We start from the raw sequence: 26631 nt of genomic DNA, 5'->3' as shown, positions 1-26631 counted from the left end.
CAAACAGGGATGGTACTAGTTACGCGGGTGGGTACGGCAATGGCAGCCGGTTTCATGGTCATCCACCATGCCGGTAGCCTGCATATAGGCGTACATGATGGTGGAGCCGACAAACTTGAAACCTCGCTGGCTCAGCGCCTTGGATAATTGATCGGACAGCTCGGTACGGGCCGGGGCCTGGCGATAGTCTGCCCACTGATTGACGATGGGCTTGCCGTCTACAAAGCGCCACAGCCAGGCATCGAAGCTGCCAAACTCGCGCTGGATCTCCAGAAAGCCTTGGGCATTGCGCACCGCTGACTGCACCTTGAGCCGGTTGCGCACGATGCCGGGGTTGCCCAGCAGCTCGGCCATTTTCTGCTCATCATAGCGGGCGACCTTGACAGGGTTGAACTGGTCAAAGGCTTCGCGATAGCTGTCGCGCTTGTTCAGGATGGTTTCCCAGGAGAGCCCGGCTTGTGCGCCTTCCAGAATCAGCATCTCGAACAGATGCTGATCGTCGTGTTGCGGGCGGCCCCATTCTTCATCATGGTAAGCCAGATACAGAGGGTTGGCCGGGTTGGCCCATCCACAGCGGTGCATGTGTTGTCTCCTGTGCGGGCTTAGCGGTCCCGCTTGCGTTTGTCACGTTGCCGCCCCCACCACAGGCGCAGGCCGGCAAACAGGCCGACGAGGCCACCCAGGGGTGCGACAAGTACATTGTCGACCACCGCACGGTGAGGACCGAATGCCGTAAACAGGGCAAACAGCACACCACCAATGGCCAGCCAGATCAGGATGATTTTACCGGTAGACAACAGACAGCCTCCTGTCAGCAGGATTCAGGTAATGCTGCCCAGCGCAAGGGTGCGGGGAGCGGTGCATCGCAAAACTCCAGATGCACGACCCGGCGCGGGCGCGGGGAGTGTGATTTGCTGGAGCGATGCAGCAGCAAGGGGCGCATCAGCATGAGGTCTCCCCGTTTGGCCGGGCACGACAAGGGGCTCAATTGCGCAAGTCGTGCACGGGTCTCCGCCTGGCTCAGCAACCCCCACAGGTGTGAACCACTGTGCACCTGCAGGCAGCCATTATCGGTATCGGCGTCGTCCAGATGCAAGCGCAAGGTGAGCATGCGCGTGAGGATGGTTTGGGGAGCCTGCACGTGCCAGCAGTGGTCACGCGGTCGCCACGGCCCCCATCCCGGCATCTCGACTCGAGCCGCCAGCATGACTGTCTTGTCCTGATGCCAGCCCACCTGCCAGTTGTTCTCGCTGGACTTGTCGAAATACAGCGCACGCACCAGCAGCGCCTGATCACTGAGCATGGTCTGCAGCAAAGCTTGGGTGCACGGGTGCCGGACCAGTTGCAGGATCAGCGGGTGTTGCTCCAGGTCACGCACGCCGCCCTGATGCGCTTGCCGGGTGTACTGGCCCAACTCGCTTTGCAAGGCATCCAGCAAGGCGGTGGGATAACCCCCTGCCACGATCTGCCAGCCCTGCTCCGCAAAAGTATCCAGATGCATCATGTGTTCGGCTGCAGATAGCGGCGGTCATCAAACAGACGTACCCAGCGCGGGCGGTACACCACCATCAAGGTCAACAGAAAGCCGGTTTCAAAGGCCTCACCCCAGGACAGCAGCCACCAGAAGGGCAGCGAGGGCGGCAGCCCTTGCGCGGGCCACGCCACCAGCCCGATATGCAAAGCCAGACCAGCGGCGGCGTGGCTGAGCGCACCGCCAGCAAAGCCGCTGCCCAGCAGGTAGACAAACAGATTGGGCGGGGCCACCTTCTGCAGCAGGCGGTGCCAGCCCCAGCTCAGCAGCACCGGCAGTAACACCAGGCTGAGCGCCAGCCAAGGCCATTGGATTGGGGGTACACCATGCAGGCTGCTGGTGGCCAGCAAGACCAGCATCAGCATCAGGCTGGCCAGTGCCGGGCCGACCATCTGCACCAGCAAGGCTGCGCCAATCAGATGCAAGGGCTGCGGGCCATTGGCGTGCGCCTGCAGCATCCACAAGCTGCCACTCAGCACACAGCCGCCCAGCACCAGATGCTGCAGGGTATTGTCCTGCCAGTCTTGCCATGGCAGCCGGCGCAAGGCCCAGATCAGCCACAGCAGGAGCAGCGCCAGTGGCGGCCAGAGGAAGCCCTGCAAAGGTTTAACCTGCGGAAGCCGGGCGTTGGGCAGACTTGGGGCGGAACGCCTTGACCACCTCGGCATGGGTGTCTACCCATGGCCCGCCAATCAGGTCGATGCAGTAGGGGACAGCTGCAAAGATGCCCGGCACCTTGACCTGACCGTCCGCATCTTTCAAGCCTTCCAGCGTTTCCGCAATCGCCTTCGGTTGCCCCGGCAGGTTGAGGATCAAGGATTGCTTGCGGATCACCCCGACCTGACGCGACAGGATGGCGGTGGGGACAAACGCAAGGCTGATCTGTCGCATCTGCTCGCCAAAACCGGGCATCACCCGGTCGGCCACCGCCAGCGTGGCCTCCGGGGTGACATCACGTGGCGCCGGGCCGGTACCGCCGGTGGTCAACACCAGATGGCAGCCTGCCCCATCCACCAGCTCGCACAGGGCGGCCTCGATCATCGCCTGCTCATCCGGGATCAGGCGGGTTTCCATCTCCCATGGCGTGGCGAGGGCACGACCAAACCAGTCACGCAGGGCCGGGATGCCCTTGTCTTCATACACCCCCTGGCTGGCACGGTCACTGATCGACACCAGCCCGATTTTCAGCACCTCAGGCATCATCGTCTTCCTCAGCCTCATCGTGATGTGGAATCCCCGGCTCTTGCTCCAGCTGTTTCAGCTGCTGGAACAATTCGCGGTAGGCCTTGGGCGGCTTGTTCTGCTCACGCTCGCGATGGGCATTGCGGATCAGTTGCCGCATCACCTGCAAATCGGCTGCCGGATATTGCTCGGCCAGTTCGGTGAGCGCATCGTGTTCTTCCAGCAGACGGTCGCGCCAGCGTTCCATGCGGTGCAACCAGGCCGTATGTTCGACCGAGGCATTGCCCAGCGCATCCAGATAGCGCTGGATCGGTTCAGGCTCGACATCACGCATCAGCTTGCCAATGAACTGCAACTGGCGGCGAATGGCGCCGTGCGCGGTCAGCCGTTTGGCCTCGCGCAGCGCATCCTGCAGCCGCTCCGGCAGATCAAGGCTGGCCCATTGGTCAGGGCGCAACTTCAGCAGGGCTTCGCCCAGGTCCTGCATGTGGTGCATGTCCCGCTTGCGCTGGGACTTGCTGGGGCGATCGTCGTCATACACATCATCATCGTGGTTCATCATTACCGCTTCCTGCTGGGGCAGCGATGGCGCCGCCAAAGCTGTTATCATACCAGCCCGGACAGTCCGCAGCCTGTTGGTGAGCGGTCTTTTCTCCCATGTTGTGCCTTGCAAGGAATTACGCTGTGGCTTCATCTCCGTTTGCACAGACCCTCGACCAACTCAAGCAGGTGGTGACCGACGCCCTGGATTACGCCCGCAGCAAAGGGGCCAGCCAGGCTGAAGCCGAGGTATCGGAAGGGTGTGGCCATACGGTGTCGGTGCGCCTGGGTGAAACGGAAACCATCGAATACCACCGCGATAAAGGCTTCAACCTTACCGTCTATCTGGGCAAAGCCAAGGGCCATGCCAGCACCGGTGACTTCTCGCCTCAGGCATTGCGCGACACCGTGGATGCCGCGCTGAACATCGCCCGCTATACCGCGTCGGACGATTGTGCCGGTCTGGCTGAGCCCGATACCCTGGCGACCCGCTTTCCGGACCTCGACCTGTACCACCCGTGGGATGTCAGCGTGGAAGACAGCATTGCGCTGGCGCAGCGCTGTGAAGCAGCGGCGCGCGCGGTGGATGGACGCATCACCAACTCGGAAGGGGCCAGCCTGTCGACCCAGGTTGGCCACTTCGCCTATGGTAACAGCCACGGTTTCCTCGCCGGTTTCCCGACCAGCCGCCACTCGCTGTCCTGCGCCGTGATCGCCAGCGAGGGCGAGGCGATGCAGCGGGATTACTGGTACGACTCCCGCCGTGACGTGGCTGATATGGACAGCGCGGAAACCATTGGCCGCGTCTGCGGTGAGCGTACGCTGCGACGGCTCAATGGCCGCAAGATTGATACCTGCCAGGTACCGGTGCTGTTTGAAGCCCCGATTGCCGCCAGCCTGATCGGCCATTTCGTGCAGGCGGTGAGTGGCGGCAGCCTGTACCGGGAGGCCAGCTTCCTGCTCAACAGCATGGGGCAGCAGGTGTTCTCGCCCATCATCCAGCTGTCCGAGCAGCCCTTGCTGCTGAAAGGCCCGGCCAGTACCGCCTTTGATGACGAAGGGGTGGCAACGCAGGAGCGCGAAGTGGTGCGTGACGGGGTGGTGAATGGCTACTTTCTTGGCAGCTACAGCGCCCGCAAGCTGGGCATGCAGAGCACCGGCAATGCCGGGGGTAGCCATAATCTGCTGCTGAAATCGACGGCGGGTGACCTGCAGTCCCTGCTGAATCAAATGGGCCGGGGCCTGCTGGTGACCGAACTGATGGGGCAGGGGGTCAACCCGGTGACCGGCGACTATTCGCGCGGTGCGGCCGGCTTCTGGGTGGAAAACGGGGTGATCGTGCATGCGGTGGAAGAAGTCACCATCGCTGGTAATCTGAAAGACATGTTCCAGCAGATCATGGCGGTCGGCTCAGATGTGCTGGATCGCAGCTCGCGGCAGACGGGCTCCATCCTGATCGAGCAGATGACAGTGGCGGGGAACTGAGCGATTCATCACTCGCTCTATGAAAACGGTTAAACCTATTACAGGAGTCAAGCATGGCAGGCATGGGTTCACGCGTTGAGCACAAACTGGAAAAACTGGTGTTCTGGAGCCGCTGGCTGCAGGCACCGCTGTATATCGGTTTGATTGTGGCGCAGTGTGTCTACGTCTATTTCTTTGGCAAGGAGCTGTGGCATCTGCTGGTGCATGTGCAGGAGTGGTCCGAGATTCAGGTCATGCTGGTGGTGCTGGGCCTGATCGACGTGGTGATGATTTCCAACCTGCTGATCATGGTCATCATCGGTGGCTATGAAACCTTTGTGTCCAAGCTGGACCTGGGCGACCATCCGGACGTGCCGGAGTGGCTGTCGCATGTGAATGCCGGAGTGCTCAAGGTCAAGCTGGCGATGGCGCTGATCGGCATTTCTGGTATTCACCTGCTGCGCAGCTTCATCAATGCGGCGCAGATGGACGTCAAGACACTGGTGGCACAAGCCGCCATTCATTTGATCTTCCTGCTGACGGCGATTGGCCTTGCGGTGGCCGATCGCATGATGATGAACAGCCAGTTGTCCGCCGCGCACAAATGAGCGTTGCCCCGCGCCAGAAGCAAGCCCCCTCCTACTGGGATGAGGCCTGTGCTCAGCTGGCGCGGCAGGACAGGGCGCTGGTGGGCCTGTTGCAGGCGTTCCCGGCGGAGCGTCTGCAGGGCGGCGGCGATGCCTTTGTCACGCTGGCCAACTCCATTATCGGTCAGCAGATTTCGGTGCGTGCCGCCGAACAGATCTGGGGCCGGCTGAACCAGCGGGTGCAGCCTTTGACACCCGAACACGTGTTGGCGACCCCTGCGGATGAACTGAAACAGGTGGGGCTCTCCACCCGCAAGGTGGAGTATCTGACCGATCTGGCACGCCATTTTTCCGATGGCCGTATTGAGCCGGACCAGTTTGATCACCTCAGCGACGCCGAGGTGATCGCCCGGCTGACCGATGTGCGCGGCATTGGGCGCTGGACAGCGGAAATGTTCCTGATCTTCCATCTGTTGCGGCAAGATGTGCTGCCGTTGGACGACATCGGCCTGCAGCGTGCGGTGGCTCAGCATTATGGCTGGCCGTATCCGTTCCCACTCAAACAGCTGGATGCCTTCGCCGAGCGTTGGCGACCCTGGCGGACAGTGGCCACCTGGTACTTGTGGCGCAGTCTGGACCCTATTCCCGTCGCGTATTGAGCGATCCGCCCGCTTTTCTGCGCTGCATCGCTTGGCAGCGCGCCGGATTCATTGGAAAATCAGACCATCTTAGACCCTACGGTAAGTGTTGCCGGGAAATCCGACTCCATCCATGAAAAGCGCAGAAATCCGACAGAAGTTCCTCCAGTTCTTTGAAAGCAAGCAGCATCAGGTGGTGGCCAGCAGCCCGCTGGTGCCGGGCAATGACCCCACCCTGATGTTTACCGTGGCGGGCATGGTGCAGTTCAAGGATTGCTTCCTGGGCCACGAGAAGCGCAGTTACACCCGCGCAGTGACCTCGCAGCGCTGTCTGCGGGCCGGTGGCAAGCACAACGACCTGGAAAACGTCGGCTATACCGCCCGCCATCACACCTTTTTCGAGATGCTGGGCAATTTCTCGTTTGGGGATTACTTCAAGCGTGATGCCATCACTTACGCCTGGGAATTCCTCACCGGCAGCCAGTGGCTGGCACTGCCAAAAGAGAAGCTGCTGGTCACGGTCTACGCCTCGGATGACGAAGCCTTCGACATCTGGAACAAGGAAGTCGGCATTCCGGCGGACCGCATCATCCGCATTGGTGACAACAAGGGTGCGCCCTACGCGTCGGACAACTTCTGGACCATGGGCGATACCGGCCCTTGTGGCCCGTGTACCGAAATCTTCTATGACCACGGCCCGTCCATTGCCGGTGGCCCGCCCGGCAGCCCGGATGAGGATGGCGACCGCTTCATTGAAATCTGGAACAACGTGTTCATGCAGTTTAACCGCGATGAAAGCGGTACCCTGCATCCGCTGCCCAAGCCCTCGGTGGATACCGGCATGGGGCTGGAGCGCTTGTCGGCGGTCTTGCAGCATGTGCACTCCAACTACGAAATCGACCTGTTTGTGGCGCTGCTGAAAGCGGCTGCACGCGAAACGGGTCTGACGTATAGCCAGTCCGAGCCGTCGCTGAAGGTGATTGCTGACCACATTCGTGCCTGTGCCTTCCTGATTACCGATGGCGTGCTGCCCAGCAATGAAGGCCGTGGCTATGTGCTGCGCCGGATCATTCGTCGTGCCGTGCGTCATGGCTACAAGCTGGGCCAGCATGGCCTGTTCTTCCACAAACTGGTGCCGGACCTGGTGCGGGAAATGGGGGATGCCTATCCCGAGCTGAAAGAGGCAGAAGCCCGCGTGATGGCGGCCCTGAAGGCCGAAGAAGAGCAGTTCGCCAAGACGCTGGAAAATGGCATGCAGGTGCTGGAAGAGGCGCTGGCGGGTGAGGTGCGTACCTTGCCGGGCCAGGTGGTGTTCAAACTGTACGATACCTACGGTTTCCCCACCGACATGACGGCAGACATCTGCCGTGAGCGCAATGTGGAAGTGGATCTCGACGGTTTCGAGCGCGAGATGGAAGCACAGCGCGAGCGTGGCCGTGCCGGTTCTTCCTTCAAGGTGGCCGGGCAAGTGGATTATGACGGTGAGGCCACCTGCTTTGAAGGCTATGTTAAGAGCAGTGCCGATGCCCGCGTACTGGCGCTGTATAAAGGTACTGAGCCGGTCAGTGAGTTGCACGCCGGTGAAGAAGGCCTAGTGGTGCTGGACAACACCCCGTTCTATGCCGAGAGCGGTGGCCAGGTCGGTGATCTGGGTGAAATTTCCACCCTGGGCGGTGTCGGTGCCCTGTTTGATGTGCTGGATACCCAGAAGGTACAAGCCAGCGTGTTCGGTCACCGTGGTCGCTTGCGGCAGGGTAGCCTGAAAGTGGGCGATGAGGTGCAGGCCACCATCGACCTGCATCGCCGTCTGGCGACCACCCGTAACCACTCGGCTACCCACTTGCTGCACGCGGCCTTGCGTGAGGTGCTGGGTAGCCACGTGGCGCAGAAGGGCTCGCTGGTGAATCACGAGCGCACCCGTTTTGACTTTGCCCACGGTCAGGCGGTGACGGATGAAGAAATCGCCCGCATTGAGGCGGTGGTCAACCATGTGATTGCCGCCAACTATTCGGTGACTGCGACGGTGATGTCGTTTGACGACGCGTTGAAGACCGGTGCGATGGCCCTGTTTGGCGAGAAGTACGGCGACGAAGTGCGTGTGCTGAAAATGGGCGAGTTCTCCACCGAATTGTGCGGCGGTACCCACGTCAGCCGTACCGGTGACATTGGCTTCTTCAAGATCGTCAGCGAAGGGGGCGTGGCGGCCGGTATCCGTCGTCTGGAGGCGGTGACCGGTGAAGGCGCGCTGAAGTTTGTGCAGCAGCAGGAGCAGCAATTGCGGGATGCGGCAGCCCTGCTGCGCAGCCCGACTGCAGAGCTGCCGCAACGGATCGGCCAACTTCAGGACAGCATGAAGGCGCTGGAAAAGGAATTGGGCCGCCTGAAAGACAAGCTGGCGGCGGCGCAAGGGGGTGATCTGGCAGGCCAGGCGGTACCGGTTGCAGGTGTGCCGGTCTTGTCGGTGGAAGTGGAAGGGGCCGATGCGGCGACCTTGCGTAACCTGCTGGATCAGCTGAAGTCCAAGCTGGGCAAGTCGGTGATCGTGCTGGGTAGCCGGGAAGGGGGGCAGGTTGCGCTGGTTGCCGGGGTGTCCGACGATCTGACCGGGCAGCTGAAAGCCGGTGAGCTGGTCAACCATGTCGCCCAGCAGGTCGGTGGCAAGGGTGGTGGCCGTCCGGACATGGCCCGTGCCGGTGGCAGTGAGCCGGCCAAGCTGCCGGAAGCCTTGGCCAGTGTGGTCGCCTGGGTGGCTGCCAAGCTCGGCTAGAACCTGCTGATAGTCAGCTGCGCGACGGTGATACTGCGTTGAAAACGGCTTCGGAATGCTCATTTACGCCGAGTAAACTCCGCTTCCTTAGCCCTTTTCGCCTTGTCTCACCCTCGCTCGCGAGACCATCAACAGATTCTTGAGCCCGTACCCATACGGATGGCGAGAATGCCACCACGTGTTTAACGTGGTGGCATTTTTATTTGAGAGAGATGAGCGTGGCCGTGCACGAGCCAGATTATGCGCAAATCCTGAGCGCCATTGCCGAGCAGGTTGCGCCACTGTGCAAGCAGGGGCGGGTTGCCGACTATATTCCTTCACTGGCCAGCGTGCCGGTGGATCAATTCGGCATGGCAGTTCAGCTGCTGGACGGTCGGCGTTTCAGCGTGGGGGAAGCGGAGCAGCGTTTTTCGATTCAGAGCATCTCCAAACTGTTTAGCCTCACGCTGGCGTTCCGGCTGCTTGGAGACGCGGTCTGGCAGCGCGTTGGGCGGGAGCCTTCGGGCAATCCGTTCAATTCGCTGGTACAGCTGGAATACGAGCAGGGCAAGCCGCGTAACCCCTTTGTCAACGCGGGGGCGCTGGTGGTGACGGACATCCTGTGCCAGCACCATGCCCAGGCGGAGGTGGCGGTATTGCAGTTCATGCGCCGCCTGACCGGTATCGCGGACCTGAATCTCGATGCTGAGGTGGCCCGCTCCGAGCTGGACACCAGCTTCCGCAATGCGGCAATGGCCAATTTCATGAAAGCTTTTGGCAACCTGCACGCCCCGGTAGATGCCGTACTGCGCAGCTATTGCCATCAGTGTGCCATTGCCATGAGCTGCTCCGAGCTGGCACATGCAGGTCTGTTTCTAGCGAATGGCGGAGTGATACCGGGCTCAGGGGAGCGCTTGCTGACCACCAGTGAAGCCAAGCGCTTGAATGCGGTATTGCTGACTTGTGGCACCTATGATGCGGCAGGCGATTTTGCCTACCGGGTGGGCTTGCCAGCTAAGAGCGGGGTGGGAGGTGGCATTCTGGCCGTGGTGCCGGGGACCTTGTCCGTCTGCGTCTGGTCGCCCGGGCTGGACAGTAATGGTAACTCGCTGGCAGGGACTCAGGCGCTGGAGCTGTTTACCACCTTGTGTGAGAACTCCATTTTCTGACTTTATCCGCCCGTCGTTTTACTCAGCTGCATGACCCAGTCCAGCGCGGTGAGCTGGGTGTGGCTCAGACTATCCAGCGTGAGCTCAGACCAGGGGTTCAGGTCAGGCGTGCGCTCAGGCTGCTCACTACACTCGACCAGGTCCAGCAGCTGGCCATAGCGGCCTGTGCGTTGCAGTAGCGCCTCTGTAACAGCATCGCTCAGGTTGAGGGGCTCCAGCAGCGCTTGCAGTGGTTGCTGGAACAGCGCATCCAGCAGGGAGAGCATGCCAACGGTAAAGGCTTGGTCTTGCTCATTGCGTGACCAACGCAATTGCTCCGCCAGTAGCTCCATCTGTTTGCCACGGGTGCTGGCCAACTGCATCAAGGGGCTGGGTTCCTGATCGTCACTGGTGGATGAAACGGAGAAAATCAGGATTTGTAGCCAGCGCTTCAGCTGTTGTCGCCCCAGCACCACAATGGCTTGGTGCATACTTTCAATACGACGACCAATACCACTCCCCACCGAGTTGACCAGCCGCATCAGGCTCAAGGTCAGGTCGGGCTGGCGTTTGAAAACTTGCTCGATGTCTTCGGTTTCGGCGTCACCCAGCACCATGCCCAAGAGATTCAATAAGGCAACTTGCGAAGGATTCGCCCGTTTACCTTGCAGCATGGTGGGTTTGGCAAAGTAGTAGCCTTGATAGAGGTGAAAGCCCAGTTTCTGGCAGTGTTCGAACTGTTGTTGGTTGTCGACCTTCTCAGCAAGCAACTGCACATGCAAGGGCTTGAGCTGCTTGACGACCTTAGGCAGGTCCGCCTCGGTCATGGCCAGCAAGTCCAGTTTGATGATGTCGATCCACGGCAAGACATCTTTCATGCGCGGACCAATGGAAACCACATCATCCATTGCCAGCGTGTAGCCGGCTTTCTTCAACTCCTGGCAGCGGATCACGATGACGTCGTCAACTTCGATGGTCTCCAGCAGCTCCAGCACCACCTGTTCCTTGGGTAGCAAGGTAACCAGATCAGACAGCAGCATTTCGCGCGACAGGTTGATAAAGCCTTTATGCTGCCCCAGCACATGCTGGACACCCAGCTCCGAGAACGCATAGTGGATGACGGCGGAGGTTGCGGCAACATCATCGCTGATGAGTGCGCCGTTTTGTTGACTGGCCCTGAACAGCAATTCGTAGGCATACAGCTTGCCGTTACGATCGAGAATGGGTTGTCGGGCCAGGTAAAACGGTTGCTGGCTCATGCGGGCTCCATGCCTGGGGTCAGAAAGGCAAGGTCAGCTCCGGGTGAACCGTCAGCAGTGCCTGGCGGAAATCATGCTGAATGCGCTTGAGCGATTTGCTGTCCTTGCCTTCAAAGCGTAGCACAAGCACCGGGGTTGTGTTGGAGGCGCGGACCAGTCCGAAGCCATCCGGGTACTCCACGCGCAGGCCGTCAATCTTGACGATGTCCCTGGCACCATGAAAGCGGGCACACTCGGTCAGCGAGGTCATCAGGCTGTGCTGCGCGCCTTCCTTGCCGCAGTCGACGTGCAGCTCTGGCGTGGATGGCTGGCTGGGCAGGGCTTCGAGCAAGGCGCTCGGGTTATCGACCCGCGACAGGATTTCCAGCAGGCGTGCGCCGGCGTAGATGCCATCATCAAAGCCGTACCAGCGCTCCTTGAAGAAGATGTGACCACTCATTTCACCGGCCAGCGGCGCACCCAGTTCCTTGAGTTTGGCCTTCATGAAGGAATGCCCGGTGCGCCACATGACAGGCTCGCCGCCCAGATCCTTAACCCAGCTGGCCAGCAGGGCAGTGGATTTGACGTCATAGATGATCTGGCTGCCGGGATTGCGCTCCAGGATATCGGCCGCAAACACCATCATCTGCCGGTCCGGGAAGATGATCTGGCCGGACTTGGTGACCACCCCCAAGCGATCGCCATCGCCATCAAAAGCCACACCAAATTCGGCGTCGGTTTTCTGCAGGGCATCAATCAGGTCGGCCAGATTTTCCGGCTTGGCCGGGTCCGGGTGATGATTGGGGAACTGGCCATCCACTTCACAAAACAATTCACGTACGCGGCAACCCATGCGGCGATACAGCACCGGCGCCAGCGCACCGGCCACCCCATTGCCGGCATCCACAATGATGTTCAGCGGGCGTTGCAGGCGGATGTCGCTGGTGATGCGCTGCAGGTAGGCCTCACGCACATCTTGCTGCTGATAGCTGCCTTCACCTTGATGCAGCCGATTTTCTTCGATACGCAGGCGCAGCTGCTGGATGGCATCGCCAGCCAGCGTTTCACCCGCCAGCATCATCTTCAGGCCATTGTATTCCGGTGGGTTATGGCTGCCGGTGATCATGACCGCAGAGCCGGTTTCCAGATGGTGGGCCGCAAAGTAGGTGACCGGGGTAGCGACCTGGCCGATGTCGATCACATGGATGCCGCTGGCGCGAATGCCCTGGGACAGGGCTTCAGCAAAAGCCGGGCCTGACAGGCGGCCATCGCGGCCGATGACGATGGATTTGACCTGACGGTCGCGGGCCTCACTGCCGATGGCGCGGCCGATCTGGCGCACCCGCTCCTCAGTCAGCGATTTGCCGACGATGCCACGGATGTCGTAGGCCTTGAAGATTTCTGCTCCGGATTTTGCCATCTAACCACGCTCCAAGGATAAGCTGCCCAGCAAAGGCCCAAAATGGGCCAACAAGCAATGTGGCAGCCAGTTATTATGATCATGAAACAACGAGCCCGACAAGAATCCGGCGTGCCCCCCTTGTTGCGGGAACAACCGTTTCACCGCAGGGGAGACTTCATCGGCTGCAGGCAGACTGTTGGCCGGGATGAAGGGATCGTTGCGGGCATTGAGTAACAGGGTGGGTATCGTGATTTGTGGCAACAGCGGCTTGCTGCTGGCACGTCGCCAGTAATCCTCCACCCCTGCAAAGCCATGCATCGGCGCGGTAACGTAGTCGTCAAAGGCCTTGAGGGTGCGCATCTGTTGAATACGCCCAGCTTGTAACCACGCGGCTAATTGTGGGTGGCGCTGCAGGGCGAGCAATACTTTGGGTTTCAGGGTACGCAGGAATTCCCGCGCATAGAAATGCCGGTTGATGCCCTGATCCAGGCAGGCGCCCGCTGCCCCGAGGTCCATGGGGGCTGAAATGGCGGCCGCAGCCCGCACGGATGACGGTACGGCAGCACCCTGTTCTCCCAGCCATTTCAGCATGGCGTTAGCCCCGAGTGACACACCTGACAGCAGAATGGGGCGGGTAGGGGCAAGGGTGACCAAGCGGCGCACAATCCAGTCGATTTCGGCGCTGTCGCCGGCGTGGTAGGCCCGTGGCAACAGGTTGTCGATACCCCCACAGCCACGAAAGTGCGGCACCACGGCTTGCCAGCCCTGGCGGGCGGCCATTTGCAGCAGGTGGGCAGCATAGTTGCTGCGGCTGCTGCCTTCCAGCCCGTGGAACAACACCAGCATGGGGCGGGTGTCGTCCAGTGGGTAAAGACTGTCGAGTGCAATACGATCCTGGTCCGGAGTAGTCCACAGGGTGCGCACCAGTGTAGGTCGCGGACGCCTGGCCCACAGCGCGGGGATGATGGTCTGCGCGTGGCTGCCACGCAGCCAGCGTGGGGCGCGGTAGCTTGGTGCTGGCGCCAGCGCTTGCACCATCAGTGCAGAACCAGCGAACTATCCGGCTCGGCCACACTGGGTGAGGCATGGTGTGCCAGCAGGCGCCAGCCGCGCTCGGTATGCAGGAAGACATTGGTGGCGGTGATCCAGTGGCGCTGCTCGCCCTGGCTCATGACTTGAACCAGTTGCACCACACTGTGTACGGCCAACTGACCGTCCTGCACCATCGTACGTTGGTGCAGGTGGATGTGCAGGTCGGGGGACTGGCCAAACAACAACTCCCAGCCGGTCATGATCTCTTGCAAGCCATTCAGACGTTGCCCCAGCGGCAGGATGCAGTAGGCGCGCTCATCATCGGCCCACAGTGCGGTCAGGGCGCTGAGGTCGCGGTGCTCGAGGGCATGATAGAAAGCGTCTTCGATGTCTTGCGGGGAGGCTGCAGTATCAAGCATGCGGTACGGTCAGGCTGTCGGGGCTAGGGGCCGGGACGGGAGCAGGATGCCAGTGCATCTTCTCCCAGATGCGGTCCGGATGTAGTTCGGTCAGGCATTGCAGATGCCCCAGCGGACAGGTGCGCTGGAAGCACGGGCTGCACTCCAGTGCCAGGTGGGCCAGCTTGGCCTTGTCTGACAGTGGCGGGGTAAAGTCCGGGCTGCTGGAGCCATAGATGGCGACCAAGGGGCGGTCCAGCGCGGCGGCAATGTGCATCAGGCCAGAATCATTGCTGACCACCTGGCTGGACAGGGCCAGCAGGTCGATGGCCTGGGTCAGGCTGGTCTTGCCGCACAAGTTGAGCGCACCAGGCGCTTGCTGGACAATGGCTTCGGCATCCTCGCTGTCCTTGCTGGAGCCGAGCAACCAGACCTGCCAGCCCGCCTGACGGGCACGGCGGGCCAAGTCCGCGAAATGTGCTGCAGGCCATCGCTTGGCAGGGCCAAATTCTGCACCAGAACAGAGCGCCAGCGCCGGGGTCTCATCCTGCAGCCCAAGGGCAGACAGGGTAGCCAACTGTTGCGCACGGCTGCTGCTGAGCTGCGGGCGCGGCATAGTGGATTCTGCCAGCGGTGGTGTCCCCGGCTCCTCCGCCAGCCAGACAAAGCGCTCGGCCATGGTGGGCAGGGTGACCGGGTCCAGCTTGCGCAAGTCGTTGAGCAGACCATAGCGCTGCTCGCCCTTGAAGCCCGTACGCTTGCGGATGCCGGCAAAGAAGGGCACCAGGGCTGACTTCAAGGAGTTGGGCAGCACGATGGCTTGGTCATAGCCTTGCACTGCCAGCGAGCGCCCCAGCCGCATACGTGAGCGCAACTTGATGTCACCGTGCACAAAGGGGTTTTCAAAGCTGGCGTGGACTTCAGGCATGCGAGACAGCAGCGGGCGGGTCCAGGCCGGGGCCAGAACGTCCAGCTGCAGCTCCGGGCCATGGCGCTGGTGTAGCCGCTTCATCAGCGGCTGGGCGAGGACCGTGTCACCCACCCAGGCCGGTGCAACAATCAGAATGCGGTACACGATGGAATTCAATCAGAGAGGCTGACGGCAGCGCGGCTCAGTGGTGGCCACCGGCCAAGGCACCACCCTTGAGGGTGTACAGGGTGCCGCAATAGGGGCAGCGGGCTTCACCGGTCTTGGCGACCGGCAGGAACACGCGCGGATGGGCATTCCACTTCTGCATGTCAGGCATCGGGCAGTGCAAGGGCAGGTCATCTGCCGTCACTTCGATGCTTTTTTGTGTATTTTCAATCAATTGGGACATGTTCGCTCGTCCTGAAAGGGGGCGGCTGCCCCCACTCAATTACTTTACAAAGGTCAGCCAGTCGAGATGCTTCTCATCCCGGCCCTGTACCACATCAAAGAACATCTTCTGCAATTGCTTGGTGATGGGGCCTGCACTGCCTTCACCGATCTGGCGGCCATCCAGCTCGCGGATGGGCGTGATTTCTGCGGCCGTACCGGTAAAGAAGGCTTCATCGGCAGTGTAGACTTCATCACGGGTAATGCGCTTTTCCACCACGGTCAGGCCGATTTCATTGGCCAGCTGTACCACCGTGTCACGGGTGATGCCTTCCAGAGCCGAGGTCAGGTCCGGGGTGTACATCTTGCCCTTGCGGATGATGAAGATGTTCTCACCCGAACCTTCTGCCACGAAGCCATCCACATCCAGCAGCAGGGCTTCGTCGTAACCCTGGCTACTGGCTTCCTGGAAGGCCAGGATGGAGTTGACATAGTTGCCCGATGTCTTCGCCTTGCACATGGTGACGTTTACGTGGTGGCGGGTGAAGCTGGAGGTTTTGATACGGATGCCTTTTTCCAGCGCTTCCGCACCCAAGTAGGCACCCCAGGTCCAGGCGGCGACGGCCACGTGTACTGACAAGGTCTTGGCTGAAATGCCCAGCGCTTCCGAGCCATAGAAGGCAAACGGGCGCAGGTAGGCGCTGTCCAGATTGTTGTTGCGGATCACCGAGACCTGCGCATCCATCAGGGTCTGGATGTCAAAGGGGACTTTCATGCCGAGGATCTTGGCCGAGTTCAGCAGGCGCTCGGTGTGCTCCTTCAGACGGAAAATGGCCGGGCCACGGTCTGTTTTGTAGGCGCGCACGCCTTCAAACACGCCCATGCCGTAGTGCAGGGTGTGGGTCAGCACATGGGTGGTGGCATCCCGCCACGGTACCAGTTTGCCGTCGTACCAAATCCAGCCGTCACGATCCGCCATCGACATGTTTCAAAGTCTCCTGATTGTTGCAGATGCTTTGCCTGATCGTTTGCCAGGCTCAAGCGAAAGTCTTGATTGTATCCGTTTTCACGCCCGCCGGTAAGCCGACGGTCAGCGGGTTTGCTCAAACACCGCTTGCCACAGCGCCAGCACGGCCTCACGTTCGGCCTGCCGCAGCGGGGCTGGTACACGGTTGTGAGGTTGCCCCCCCAGCCGCAGCACATGCTGCTGATGACGCAGCTGGCGGTAAGCATCACGAGCAGCATCGGCAATGGCGGGCGGGATCAGCCCATACTCACCGGCGGCCTTGAGCAGCGCGATGTTGCCACTGTTGCGGGTCAGCTCCGGGTAACGGGCGGCGTGGGCCAGTACCAGATACTGCACGCAGAATTCCACATCAATCAGCCCCCCTTCGTCATGCTTGACGTCGAACTCACCCGCATGCGGTGGATGGGCGTGGTGCATCTTGTCGCGCATGTCGAGCACGGCCTGGCGCAAGCTGGCCGTGTCGCGCGGGCGGGCCAGTACCGCTTGCTTGACCTGCTCGAACTGCTGACCAATGTCGGCATCACCAGTAATGTAGCGAGCGCGGGTCAGCGCCTGGTGCTCCCAGATCCAGGCATGCTGCATCTGGTATTCGGTGAAGGCTTCGACCGTTGACACCAGCAGCCCGCTCTCCCCATTGGGGCGCAGCCGCAGGTCCAGTTCGTAGACATAACCGGACGGGGTGGGGGTACTGAGCCAGGACGAGAGCCGCTTGGCCAGCCGGGCGTAGTTTTCGCTGGCATCCGGATGCGGGTCATCGTAGAGGAAGATCAGGTCGAGGTCGGTCGCGTAGCCCAGCTCCTTGCCGCCCAGCTTGCCGTAACCCACCACCGCGAAGCGGGGTGCCTCACAATGGCGCTGACGGATATCCTGCCAACACAAGGGAATGCAGGCCGCCAGCAATACATCGGCCAGATCGGAGAGATAGTCGCCCAGCGCTTCTACGGTATGCATCCCGGCCAGGTCCTGTGCCACCAGCCGGAACACCTGGGTGTGATGCACATCGCGCAATACGTTCATCAGCTGCTCGGTGTCGCCGGGGTGCTCGGCCAATCGTGCCGCCAGTTCGCTGGCCAGTGCGCTGCGCTCGGGCGGGGTGTACAGCACCCGCACGTCCAGCAACTCATCGAGCAGGATGGGATGGCGGGTCAGATACTCCGACACCCAGGGGCTGGCAGCGTAGAGGGTCGCCAGCTTTTGCAAGGCTTGCGGATGCTCGACCAGCAGCGCGAGATAGGACTCGCGGCGGCTGATCACTTCCAGCAAGTGCAGCAGGCGCCCCAGCGTTTTGTCTGGCTGCGGCTGGCGGGCGGCTGCAGCCAGCAGCGGAGGCACCAGCCAGTCCAGCCGGCGACGGCAGTTTTCCGGTAGTGACTGGTAGCGGTTGCCGCTCTTGAGCTGTGCCAGCAGGTTCAGGACAGATGCAGGCTCGGCAAAGCCCAGCTCTGCCAGGCGAGGTAGCGTTTGCTCCGGGTTATCCACTTCCAGCCAGATCGGGTCCAGCGGGTGATCGCGTCCTTCCACTGGTGCTATGAACACCTGCTCGAAACGGCGGGTGACCGCTTGCCGGTGTTGCTCCAGTTGCTGCAGCAGGCTGGCGTAGTCCGGCAAGCGCATGGCCTGGGTGACCATCGCTTGCGCGGCCTCACTGGTGGGCAGGCGCTGGGTCTGCTGGTCATCCAGATACTGCAGCCGGTGCTCCAGCCGCCGCAGGAAATCGTAGGCCGACAACAGTTCATCGACCGCCTCTGCAGGCAGCAGGTTGAGCGCGGCAATTTCGCGCAGCGCAGCGCGCGTGCCACGCAGTTGCAAACGCGGCGCTCGGCCACCCCGAATCAGCTGGAAAATCTGGGCGATGAATTCGATCTCGCGGATGCCACCCGGCCCCAGCTTGATGTCGTCTTCCTTGTCCCGTCGTGACACTTCTCGGCGGATTTGCGCGTGCAGGTCGCGGATGGCCGCATAGGCACCATAATCGAGGTATTTTCGGTAGACAAAGGGGCGCACCAGCGACATCAGCCCGGCGGATTCACCAGTAATCACGCGGGCTTTCATCCAGGCATAGCGTTCCCATTCACGCCCCTGGGTAATCAGGTAATTCTCCAGCATGGCGTGGCTGGCCACCAGTGGCCCGCTTTCACCATGCGGGCGAAGGCGCATGTCGACACGGAACACAAAGCCGTCCGCCGTCACGTCGTGCAGGCTTCGGATCAGACGTTGCCCTAGCCGGGTGAAGAATTCATGGTTACCCAAGCGGCGCGGCCCCTGGGTTTCGCCATCCTCCGGGTAGATGAAAATCAGGTCGATGTCACTGGATACGTTCAGCTCTTCGCCGCCCAGCTTGCCCATCCCGACGATGCTCAAGGCTTGGGGCTCGCCACTTTCTTCGCCAATGGGCTCGCCGTGGGTGCCGGTCAGCGCCTGATAGTGAAAGCGGTAGGCGGTTTGCACCACAAAATCAGCCAGCTGGCTGACAAACTGCACCACTTCATCCAGGTCTGCCAGCCCTGCAATATCCCGTGTAATCAGCGCCAGCATGGCTTGCTGACGCAGCTGGCGCAAGGCTTGCGCCAGCTGGGTATCATCCTGGGGATCGGTCTGACCCCACCAGTGTTCCAATTGTGTGCGACTGAGCGGGTGCAACAAGGCGGGACTAACTTGCTCAACCCGCTCCGGGCGGGATTGAAGCAAGCGCTGAACATAGTGGCTGACCTGGGCGGCTTGCTGCAGCATGGTATCCGTGTGCATGATTGCTCTATGATGAGGGCCTGAGATGCCAGTGTAGCGCGCACTGGGCGATTGGTCAGCCGGGAACCATTGCGCGCCGACGAAAGCCAAAAGAATGATAAGCTTGCGCCCTGCCTGGATCGGGGTGTTCCTGAGCGGGCTTGACCGACGTGACTTGAATTGACCTGATTTTGACTTCGCTGCCCGAAACCTTGCCCACCGAGCCTGCCGAGACGGAGCTGCCTGCCGTCATGCACCGGCGGGGCTGGCATCGCCTGCCACAGCGGGTGCTGCGCTGGCACGGGCGCTGGTTGTGGCGTCTGCTATTGCTGCTGGTATTCCTGCTGTTTGCGCTGATCGGCGGTTTACGCTACTGGTTGCTGCCTCATATTGATGATTACCGCCCGTGGATTGCCCGCAAGCTGACGGCGTCTATCGGCATTCCGGTTCAACTGGACCGGCTGGAAGGGGAGTGGCAGGGCCTGAACCCCACGCTGGTGGCGCATGGCTTTCGCATGCTGGACCCGCAGCAACGCCCGGCCATTCAGCTGAAGCGGGTGGATACCACCTTGTCGTGGTGGTCGCTGCTGAGCGGCGAAATTCGTTTTGCTGACATGCGCGTCGAGCAACCCGCACTGGATTTCCGTCGTAGTCGCGATGGCGTGATCTACCTTGCCGGTCTGCCTCTGAATCGATCCAAAGGTACACCCGATAATGCGTTTCCAGACTGGCTGTTCAAGCAGGGGCGCATCCGGATTGAGGGTGCACAGCTGAGCTGGATTGATGAGCTGAGGGATACCCCTCCCATTACACTGAGCAAGCTGGACGTCACATTATTGAACCGTCTGGGGCGTCATCGCTTGGCCGTACGGGGTACGCCGCCGACAGACCTGGCGTCCGCGCTGGATTTTCGTGCCAATCTGCAAGGGGAGCGCTTGCAGGACTGGCAAGACTGGACGGGGCAGCTGTACCTGCGGCAAGACTATGTAGATATGGCGCGGCTGCGCACCTGGCTGCCGGTCAGCGAGCTGCCGCAAGGGGTGCCCAGCCAGGGGCGTGGCGGGCTGCAGGTCTGGTTGAAACTCAATCAAGGGCGGGTGGCAGACGCTACTGTCGATGTCGCCTTGCGTGATGTGCGCTTGCGCATGGCGGAGACCACCCCTGAGCTGGCCCTGCGTCAATTGAGCGGGCGCGTGTATTGGGCGCTGGCGGCAGACCGCTTGCAAGTCAAGACCAATGACCTGCGCTTTGATTTACGGGATGGCAACAGCCTGCCGCCCTTGTCGCTGGACCTGACGCTGCTGCGTGATGGGCCGCGCAGCATCAAAGGGGGTACGCTGACCGCAGTGGCGCTGCCGCTCAGCCCGTTTGCCCGTCTTGCGGCTTACTTCCCCTTACCCGCGCCCCTGCCAGACTGGCTCAATGGGCTCTCCCCGCGCGGCGCGCTGAAAGACGTGAAGCTGGCCTGGCAGGGCAGCGGTCGCCCTGCGCATTATTCGGCGGATGCCCAGCTGGACGACCTGGGTATCAGTGCCTGGCGCGGGGTCCCCGGCGTAGATCATCTGAATGGGCGAATCCGCATTACGGAAAACCAGGGTGAACTGGCCTTGCAGAGTGGCAAGCAGTCGCTTGCGTTGCCGGGTGTGTTTGAAGTGCCTTTACCTATTGATCGTTTGCAGCTGAACGCAGGCTGGTTGCGGCAGCCGGATGGGCAGTGGTCCGTGCAGCTCGACCGGTTGCAGCTCAGTAGCTCGGACCTGGAAGGGGTGTTCCATGGTCAGTATCGCACGGAAGCCAAGGGTTCGGGCTGGATCGATTTGCGTGGTGAGCTGGCGCGGGGCGAGGCCAACGCCGTGTGGAAGTATCTGCCGCTGGTGACGGCGGAGGATGCGCGCCACTGGCTGAAGGCCAGCCTGCTGCAAGGACGTGGGGTGGACGGCCGCCTGCAGTTGACCGGGCGGCTGGATGAGTTTCCTTTCGACAAGAAAAAAGGCCTCTTCCACATTACAGCCCGTGCCGAAAACGTGCTGATGCAGTTCAACCCATCCTGGCCGAAGGTGGAGCAGATTCAGGGGGAAATAGAATTCCTCGGCGACGTGATGACGGTGCGCGCCCGCCAGGCGCGCATCATGGGTACCCAGGTGCAGCAGGCTGAGGCCAAAATCGGGGCGCTGTCACATGCCGAGCTGTTGACCGTAGAAGGTACGGTGAACGGGCCGATGGCCGCGTATCTGGATTACGCGCAAAAAAGCCCGGTGAAAGAAGTGGTCGGTGATTTGCTGGATGATGCGGTGGCGAAAGGCGATGCCACCTTGCAGCTGCAGATCAAGGTGCCGCTTCGCCACGCGGTGGACACCAGCGTTAATGGGGCTTTGCGTTTCCAGAACAACCGGCTGCAGATCAACCCGACTATTCCGGTGATTGACCGCGCCGAAGGGACCTTGCTGTTTACCGAAAAAACGTTTGGCCTGCAGGGCGGGCGGGCTATGGTGCTGGGGCATCCCGCCAGCTTTGTGGCCAATACCGATGCAAGTGGCACGGTTCGTTTGTCTGGCAATGGTCGAGCCGGTGCGGCAGCCTTGCGCCAGCAGTTTGAGCTGCCATTCGAACATGCGCTGCAAGGTGAAACCGACTGGCAAGCCCTGATTGCCCTGAACAAGCGCCGTACCGATGTACGCATCAGCAGTACCCTGCAGGGGCTGGCCGTCGATTTGCCGCAGCCGATGCGCAAAGCCGCTGCGGAGAATTTGCCGCTGCTGCTGGAGCGGGTGCCGATGAATGATGACGCCACCCGCTGGAATGTCCGGCTGGGGACACTGCTCGCCGCCAGCCTGCGGCAACAGGACGGCAAGCTGGAACGCGCCAGCATTCAGTTGGGCAAGGTGAGTGGGGTGCCTGAATTACCTGTGACGCCTGGCCTGACGGTGATGGGTAATCTGGCCAGGCTGGATATGGATGCCTGGATCGAATTGCTGCAAGCGGAGCCCTCCGGCAGTAGCCTGCCGGTGCAGCAGGTACAGGCGGGTGTGACCGAGCTGGAGGCGGCAGGCCGTATCTGGCACGACGTGCAGGTCAAGGCCAGCCAGTCACGCTATGGCCCCAAACTGGAGTCTCCGCGCTGGACCGCTCAGGTCAGTGCCCGTGAGCTGGAAGGCCGGGTGGACTGGCTGCCGGAAAAGGACGGCCTGGTGGTGGCGCGCCTCAAGCGGCTGGCATTGCCAAAGCAGCAGGATACGGTGACCAAGGGCTTGTCAGAAGGTAAAAAGTCCAGGCAGCCCCCCGCGCTGGACATTGAAGTGGCCCAGTTTCAATATGGCGACAAGCAGTTGGGGGAGCTGAAGGCGCTGGCGCGGCCGGACGGTGAGGACTGGCGCTTGCAGCAGGTACGCCTGACTGTGCCGGAAGCGGTGTTGAGCATGGATGGCCAGTGGCAGGATAATGCGCCCAATTCTGTCCTGAAGATCAATCTGAAGATTGACACGTCGGACGCGGGCGCTTTACTGGACCGGCTGGGCTACCCCAATACGCTCAAGCGTGGCAAGGCGGTGCTGGAGGGGCAGCTGGCTTGGGCGGGCAGCCCGTTCGAGCCGAATATTCCGACCCTGGCGGGCAAGCTGACCTTGCAGGCTAGGGAGGGCCAGTTCGTCAAGCTGGACCCCGGTGCCGGGCGGCTGCTGGGCGTGCTGTCGCTGCAGGCGCTGCCTAGGCGGATCGCGCTGGACTTCCGTGATGTGTTCAGTGACGGTTTGGGCTTTGACGAAATCACGGCTTCTGCACGTGTACAGCAGGGCGTGATGCATACGGAAGATTTCAAGCTGACCAGCCCGGTCGCGGGCGTAGCACTGCGTGGTGATATTGATCTGGTGCGGGAAACCCAGACCTTGCATGTACGGGTCGTGCCAGTGGTGGGGGACAGCGTGTCAGTGGCTGCGGGCCTGGCCTTCTCCAACCCGGTAGCGGGCCTGGCCGCCTTCTTGTTGCAGAAAATCCTGCGCGATCCGATCGGTCAGATGGTGGCCTTTGAATATGATGTTACCGGCCCGTGGGGTAATCCCAATGTGGTCAAGACCGGCGATGGGCAGAAGGTCGACAAGCCGATTACCAGTAAATAAGGTGGCATGGGCTGCCAGACAATGAATACGAGGATGTCCATGAGCATGACGCAACGCTGCAGTGTCGCCAGTATCCAGATGGTGGCGGGAACCGATGTAGAGACCAATCTGGCTGCGGCTGCCCGTCTGGTACGCCAGGCGGCGGCCCAAGGCGCACAGCTGGTGGTGTTGCCGGAGTACTTTGTACTGATGGGGCAGCATGATCAGGACAAGGTGCATGTTGCCGAGCCGGCGGGCCAGGGCCGGATGCAGACGTTCTGCGCAGAGCTGGCTCGTGAATGCAAGGTCTGGCTGGCTGCTGGCACCTTGCCGCTGCAGTCCAGTCACCCGGATAAGGTCCGTAACAGTCTGCTGGTGTTCAATGCGCAAGGCGAGCAGGTCTGCCGCTACGACAAGATTCACCTGTTTGGTTTTCAGAAGGGCGCAGAGTCCTACAATGAATCCAGCAGCATTGAAGCCGGTAACGCAGTAACCGTGCTGGATACGCCCTTTGGCCGTATCGGACTCGCCATCTGCTACGATATCCGTTTCCCTGAGTTGTTCCGCCAGATGGGCAGCATTGACATCCTGATTGTTCCGGCGGCCTTTACCCGAACCACCGGGCAGAAGCACTGGGAGGTTTTGCTGCGTGCCCGTGCCATAGAGAACCAGTGTTTCGTGATTGCGTCCGGTCAGGGTGGCCTGCATCAGAACGGGCGCGAAACCTTTGGGCACAGCATGGTGATTGACCCTTGGGGCGACGTGCTGGCCTTGTGGGAAGAGGGTGAAGGCATGGCGATTGCCACCCTGAACCCGGAGCGTCTGGAAGAGGTCCGCAGCAATTTACCTGCACTGGCACACCGGGTGTTGGGCTGAGCCACATCAAACGATTTATGTAATGGATACTGAAACCATGAGCCTTGCTGCTACGCATACGCCAGCGGACCTGATTGAACACGCTGCAGCGCAATTGCTGCACCCCAACCAGCTGGATGAATCGGCGCTGGATCGCGTGTTTGCAGACATCATGAGCCATGATGCCGACTACGCCGACCTCTACTTTCAGTACACTCGCTCTGAAGGCTGGTCGCTGGACGAGGGCATCGTCAAGGCGGGAAGCTATAGCATCGACCAAGGGGTAGGCGTGCGGGTGGTGAGTGGCGACAAGACCGCCTTCGCCTATTCTGATGAAATCAGCCTGCCGGCATTGCGTCAGGCTGCTCAGGCGACACGTGCCATTGCCCGGCACGGTCAAAGCAAGATTGCGCCGCAGCTATTCCGCCAGTCCGGGCGAGGTCTGTATCTGCCACTGGACCCGATTGTCAGCCTGGAGGCGGCGGAGAAGGTCGCCCTGCTGGAGCGCCTGGAACAGATGGCGCGCGCGCTGGATCCCCGCGTCAAGCAAGTGATGGCCAGCATGGCCGCTGAGTATGATGTGGTTTATGTGGCGCGCGCCGATGGCGTTCGCGCGGGTGATGTACGCCCACTGGTACGGGTCAATATCCAGGTGATCGTCGAGCAGAATGGCCGGCGTGAGCAGGCCAGCGCCGGTGGCGGCGGCCGCTTTGATTTTGCCTGGTTTACGGACGAAGTCTTGCAGGGTTACGCCAGCCGTGCAGTCAAGGAGGCTATTACCAATCTCGACGCTCGCCCTGCGCCGGCAGGACAGATGACGGTGGTGCTGGGGCCGGGCTGGCCCGGTGTGCTGCTGCACGAGGCCGTTGGGCATGGTCTGGAAGGCGACTTCAACCGCAAAGGCAGCTCCGCCTTCTCTGGCCGCATTGGTCAGCAGGTTGCCGCCAAGGGGGTGACTGTCGTTGACGATGGCACGCTGGCGCAACGTCGTGGTTCGCTCTCCATCGACGACGAAGGCACCCCGACGCAGTGCACCACCTTGATTGAGGACGGTATTCTTAAAGGCTACATCCAGGACACCCTGAACGCCCGCCTGATGGGCGTAGCGGCCACCGGTAATGGTCGCCGCGAGTCCTATGCCCATCTGCCGATGCCGCGCATGACCAATACCTATATGCTGGCAGGCCATACCCCGGCAGAGGAAATCATCGCCTCAGTCAAGGACGGCCTCTATGCGGTCAACTTTGGCGGTGGTCAGGTCGATATTACCAGTGGCAAGTTCGTGTTCTCGGCGAACGAAGCCTGGAAGATCGAAAATGGCAAACTGGCTTACCCGGTCAAAGGCGCAACCTTGATCGGCAATGGCCCGGAGGCCATGAATCGCATCTCCATGATCGGTAACGACATGCAGCTGGATACCGGCGTGGGCGTCTGCGGCAAGGAGGGACAGAGTGTGCCGGTGGGGGTCGGTCAGCCCACCCTGCGCATTGATGGCTTGACCGTCGGCGGCACCGTCTAACCTGCAACGCCCTGCTGGATGGCGCACTGGCAACAAGGCCTGGAGCCGTCGCTAATCCAGCAAGAAGCGGAATGCCCTGCTGTCAGGGCTGCCCCTAGACTGCAACCTCCATGACATGATTTAAAGACGGAGGTTGAAGTGGGGCAATTAGACGGAAAAGTCGCCATTATCACCGGAGCCAGTTCCGGTATCGGGCGCGCAGCGGCCATGCTGTTCGCCCAGGAAGGGGCCAAGCTGGTTATCAACGCCCGCCGGCAAGCCGAGCTGGACGAATTGGCGAAGGCGATTACGCAGCAGCATGGGGATGTGGTTACCGTCGCGGGCGACATTACGGAAGAAGACACTGCGGCACGATTGGTTGAAACGGCGGTGACGTGTTTTGGTGGGCTGGATGTGGCGTTCAACAATGCAGGCGCATTGGGCGCAATGGGACCGGTCCAGAGCATCAGTCAATCAGGCTGGCACGATACCCTGAATGCCAACCTCTCCAGCGCCTTCCTTTGTGCTAAATACCAGATCCCGGCCATGCAACAGCGAGGGAAGGGAGCTTTGATCTTTACCTCCACCTTTGTGGGCCATCACATCGGTTTCCCCGGGATGGCCGCTTATGCGGCAGCAAAAGCGGGTCTCGTCGGGTTAACCCGGGTGCTGGCTGCGGAACTGGGGCCTGTTGGCATACGTGCCAATGCCATTCTTGCCGGTGGTACGGATACCCCGATGGGGCAGGCGGTTGCCAGCACACCGGAGGCAAAAGCATTTGTCGCGGGCCTGCATGCTTTAAAGCGAATGGCTCGCCCGGAAGAAATTGCCCAGGCCGCGCTCTACCTTGCCTCGGATGCCTCCAGTTTCATGACCGGTGCCGCCATGGCCGTCGATGGTGGTGTCACCATTACCCGCACTTGAGAATTGATGCGCTCTGGTTGCAACAACACCGCCGTTTGGCGGTGTTGTTGTATGCGAAGTCAGAAAAAGCGCCTTGAGAGGGGGCTGGGGTGACTTTTCGAGGCCAAAATCACACTACACGCCGTCGAATTTCCAGTCAGGACTGGCTGTGCAGCCCATTTTGCAGAGAAACAGCCGTGAAGCCGCAAAAAACTTTAGCTGAATAAACGCTGTCTCATCAATGGTTTGCTGGGGCTTGGAGGGGAGTTACAGCAAAAAGTGCGTATTGGGGTGTTGACGGCTGTGGCTGGTGTGCGTATAGTTCGCATC

Annotated in this window: 23 protein-coding genes; 9 read left to right on the top strand and 14 right to left on the bottom strand. The window is 61.1% G+C overall.

All coding sequences use genetic code 11. The features are described 5' to 3' along the window. Positions 1-15 precede the first annotated feature (15 nt). Genes ACE3O2_RS17570 through yjgA form a run of 6 tightly spaced genes read right to left on the bottom strand, consistent with a single transcriptional unit; the run spans position 16 to position 3275 of the window. Positions 16-582, bottom strand: a complete 567-nt coding sequence (locus tag ACE3O2_RS17570) for a DNA-3-methyladenine glycosylase I (protein ID WP_374339754.1) — start codon at positions 580-582, stop codon at positions 16-18. A gap of 20 nt (positions 583-602) precedes the next feature. Beyond that, on the bottom strand, positions 603-797 hold the full coding sequence (locus ACE3O2_RS17565; RefSeq protein ID WP_374339752.1) for a hypothetical protein: 195 nt from the start codon (positions 795-797) through the stop codon (positions 603-605). Positions 798-811: 14 nt separating this feature from the next. Next, positions 812-1504, bottom strand: coding sequence for a phytanoyl-CoA dioxygenase family protein (locus ACE3O2_RS17560; protein WP_374339750.1), 693 nt, complete (start codon positions 1502-1504; stop codon positions 812-814). Next, entirely contained in the window at positions 1501-2133 is a 633-nt protein-coding gene (locus ACE3O2_RS17555; protein WP_374339748.1) for an energy-coupling factor ABC transporter permease, read from the bottom strand. The genes ACE3O2_RS17560 and ACE3O2_RS17555 overlap by 4 nt, the downstream gene beginning before the upstream one ends. A gap of 4 nt (positions 2134-2137) precedes the next feature. Continuing rightward, positions 2138-2731: a molybdopterin adenylyltransferase gene (gene mog / locus ACE3O2_RS17550; RefSeq protein WP_374339783.1), complete on the bottom strand. Its 594-nt coding sequence runs from the start codon at positions 2729-2731 to the stop codon at positions 2138-2140. After that, the gene (yjgA, locus tag ACE3O2_RS17545; protein WP_374339746.1) at positions 2724-3275 is read right to left on the bottom strand and encodes a ribosome biogenesis factor YjgA; all 552 of its coding nucleotides are present in this window, start codon (positions 3273-3275) and stop codon (positions 2724-2726) included. Before yjgA ends, mog begins: the two co-directional genes overlap by 8 nt. 122 nt (positions 3276-3397) lie before the next feature. Here yjgA and pmbA point away from each other — a divergent pair, with 122 nt between their 5' ends. The 5 genes from pmbA to ACE3O2_RS17520 all read left to right on the top strand — a co-directional run bounded on the left by pmbA (position 3398) and on the right by ACE3O2_RS17520 (position 9857). Continuing rightward, positions 3398-4738, top strand: coding sequence for a metalloprotease PmbA (gene pmbA, locus ACE3O2_RS17540; protein ID WP_374339744.1), 1341 nt, complete (start codon positions 3398-3400; stop codon positions 4736-4738). Positions 4739-4791: 53 nt separating this feature from the next. Beyond that, complete coding sequence (locus tag ACE3O2_RS17535) at positions 4792-5325, top strand: TIGR00645 family protein (protein WP_374339742.1); 534 nt, start codon at positions 4792-4794, stop codon at positions 5323-5325. Beyond that, a complete protein-coding gene (locus ACE3O2_RS17530) occupies positions 5322-5963 on the top strand; it encodes a DNA-3-methyladenine glycosylase (protein ID WP_374339740.1) in 642 nt (213 codons plus the stop codon). The genes ACE3O2_RS17535 and ACE3O2_RS17530 overlap by 4 nt, the downstream gene beginning before the upstream one ends. 112 nt (positions 5964-6075) lie before the next feature. Continuing rightward, entirely contained in the window at positions 6076-8709 is a 2634-nt protein-coding gene (gene alaS, locus ACE3O2_RS17525; RefSeq protein ID WP_374339738.1) for an alanine--tRNA ligase, read from the top strand. 224 nt (positions 8710-8933) lie between these two features. Then, positions 8934-9857, top strand: coding sequence for a glutaminase (locus ACE3O2_RS17520; RefSeq protein WP_374339736.1), 924 nt, complete (start codon positions 8934-8936; stop codon positions 9855-9857). 2 nt (positions 9858-9859) lie between these two features. Here ACE3O2_RS17520 and ACE3O2_RS17515 read toward each other — a convergent pair whose 3' ends face one another. From ACE3O2_RS17515 to glnE, 8 genes are all read right to left on the bottom strand, one after another. Beyond that, a complete protein-coding gene (locus ACE3O2_RS17515) occupies positions 9860-11095 on the bottom strand; it encodes an EAL and HDOD domain-containing protein (protein ID WP_374339734.1) in 1236 nt (411 codons plus the stop codon). A gap of 19 nt (positions 11096-11114) precedes the next feature. Further along, positions 11115-12494 carry a phosphomannomutase/phosphoglucomutase gene (locus tag ACE3O2_RS17510; protein WP_374339732.1) on the bottom strand — a complete coding sequence of 460 codons (1380 nt, stop codon included), beginning with the start codon at positions 12492-12494 and terminating at the stop codon, positions 11115-11117. Further along, positions 12495-13514 carry a YheT family hydrolase gene (locus ACE3O2_RS17505; protein WP_374339730.1) on the bottom strand — a complete coding sequence of 340 codons (1020 nt, stop codon included), beginning with the start codon at positions 13512-13514 and terminating at the stop codon, positions 12495-12497. Next, positions 13514-13927, bottom strand: coding sequence for a nuclear transport factor 2 family protein (locus ACE3O2_RS17500; RefSeq protein ID WP_168876999.1), 414 nt, complete (start codon positions 13925-13927; stop codon positions 13514-13516). Before ACE3O2_RS17500 ends, ACE3O2_RS17505 begins: the two co-directional genes overlap by 1 nt. Continuing rightward, positions 13920-14981 carry a lipopolysaccharide heptosyltransferase II gene (gene waaF / locus ACE3O2_RS17495; RefSeq protein ID WP_374339728.1) on the bottom strand — a complete coding sequence of 354 codons (1062 nt, stop codon included), beginning with the start codon at positions 14979-14981 and terminating at the stop codon, positions 13920-13922. Before waaF ends, ACE3O2_RS17500 begins: the two co-directional genes overlap by 8 nt. 37 nt (positions 14982-15018) lie before the next feature. Continuing rightward, a complete protein-coding gene (locus ACE3O2_RS17490) occupies positions 15019-15225 on the bottom strand; it encodes a zinc-finger domain-containing protein (RefSeq protein ID WP_168876997.1) in 207 nt (68 codons plus the stop codon). Between the two features lie 39 nt (positions 15226-15264). Further along, on the bottom strand, positions 15265-16188 hold the full coding sequence (locus ACE3O2_RS17485) for a branched-chain amino acid transaminase (protein WP_168876996.1): 924 nt from the start codon (positions 16186-16188) through the stop codon (positions 15265-15267). A gap of 105 nt (positions 16189-16293) precedes the next feature. Beyond that, on the bottom strand, positions 16294-18975 hold the full coding sequence (gene glnE, locus ACE3O2_RS17480) for a bifunctional [glutamate--ammonia ligase]-adenylyl-L-tyrosine phosphorylase/[glutamate--ammonia-ligase] adenylyltransferase (RefSeq protein ID WP_374339725.1): 2682 nt from the start codon (positions 18973-18975) through the stop codon (positions 16294-16296). 170 nt (positions 18976-19145) lie between these two features. Between glnE and ACE3O2_RS17475 the strand changes: the two genes are divergently transcribed. The 4 genes from ACE3O2_RS17475 (at position 19146) to ACE3O2_RS17460 (ending at position 26322) form a co-directional block, all read left to right on the top strand. Beyond that, positions 19146-23066, top strand: coding sequence for a YhdP family protein (locus ACE3O2_RS17475; protein WP_374339724.1), 3921 nt, complete (start codon positions 19146-19148; stop codon positions 23064-23066). A 45-nt stretch (positions 23067-23111) separates the two neighbouring features. Continuing rightward, positions 23112-23921, top strand: coding sequence for a carbon-nitrogen hydrolase family protein (locus ACE3O2_RS17470; RefSeq protein WP_374339781.1), 810 nt, complete (start codon positions 23112-23114; stop codon positions 23919-23921). Between the two features lie 37 nt (positions 23922-23958). Then, on the top strand, positions 23959-25419 hold the full coding sequence (tldD, locus tag ACE3O2_RS17465; protein WP_374339722.1) for a metalloprotease TldD: 1461 nt from the start codon (positions 23959-23961) through the stop codon (positions 25417-25419). A gap of 138 nt (positions 25420-25557) precedes the next feature. Beyond that, positions 25558-26322 (top strand): SDR family oxidoreductase, encoded by a 765-nt coding sequence (locus ACE3O2_RS17460; RefSeq protein WP_374339720.1) that lies wholly within the window; start codon positions 25558-25560, stop codon positions 26320-26322. Positions 26323-26631 lie beyond the last annotated feature (309 nt).

Origin of the sequence: Leeia sp. (assembly GCF_041909055.1) — a bacterium.
Classification (GTDB): domain Bacteria; phylum Pseudomonadota; class Gammaproteobacteria; order Burkholderiales; family Leeiaceae; genus Leeia; species Leeia aquatica.
The sequence above is the reverse complement of the archived record's forward strand: the minus strand, read 5'-3'. Positions and strand labels throughout refer to the sequence as shown.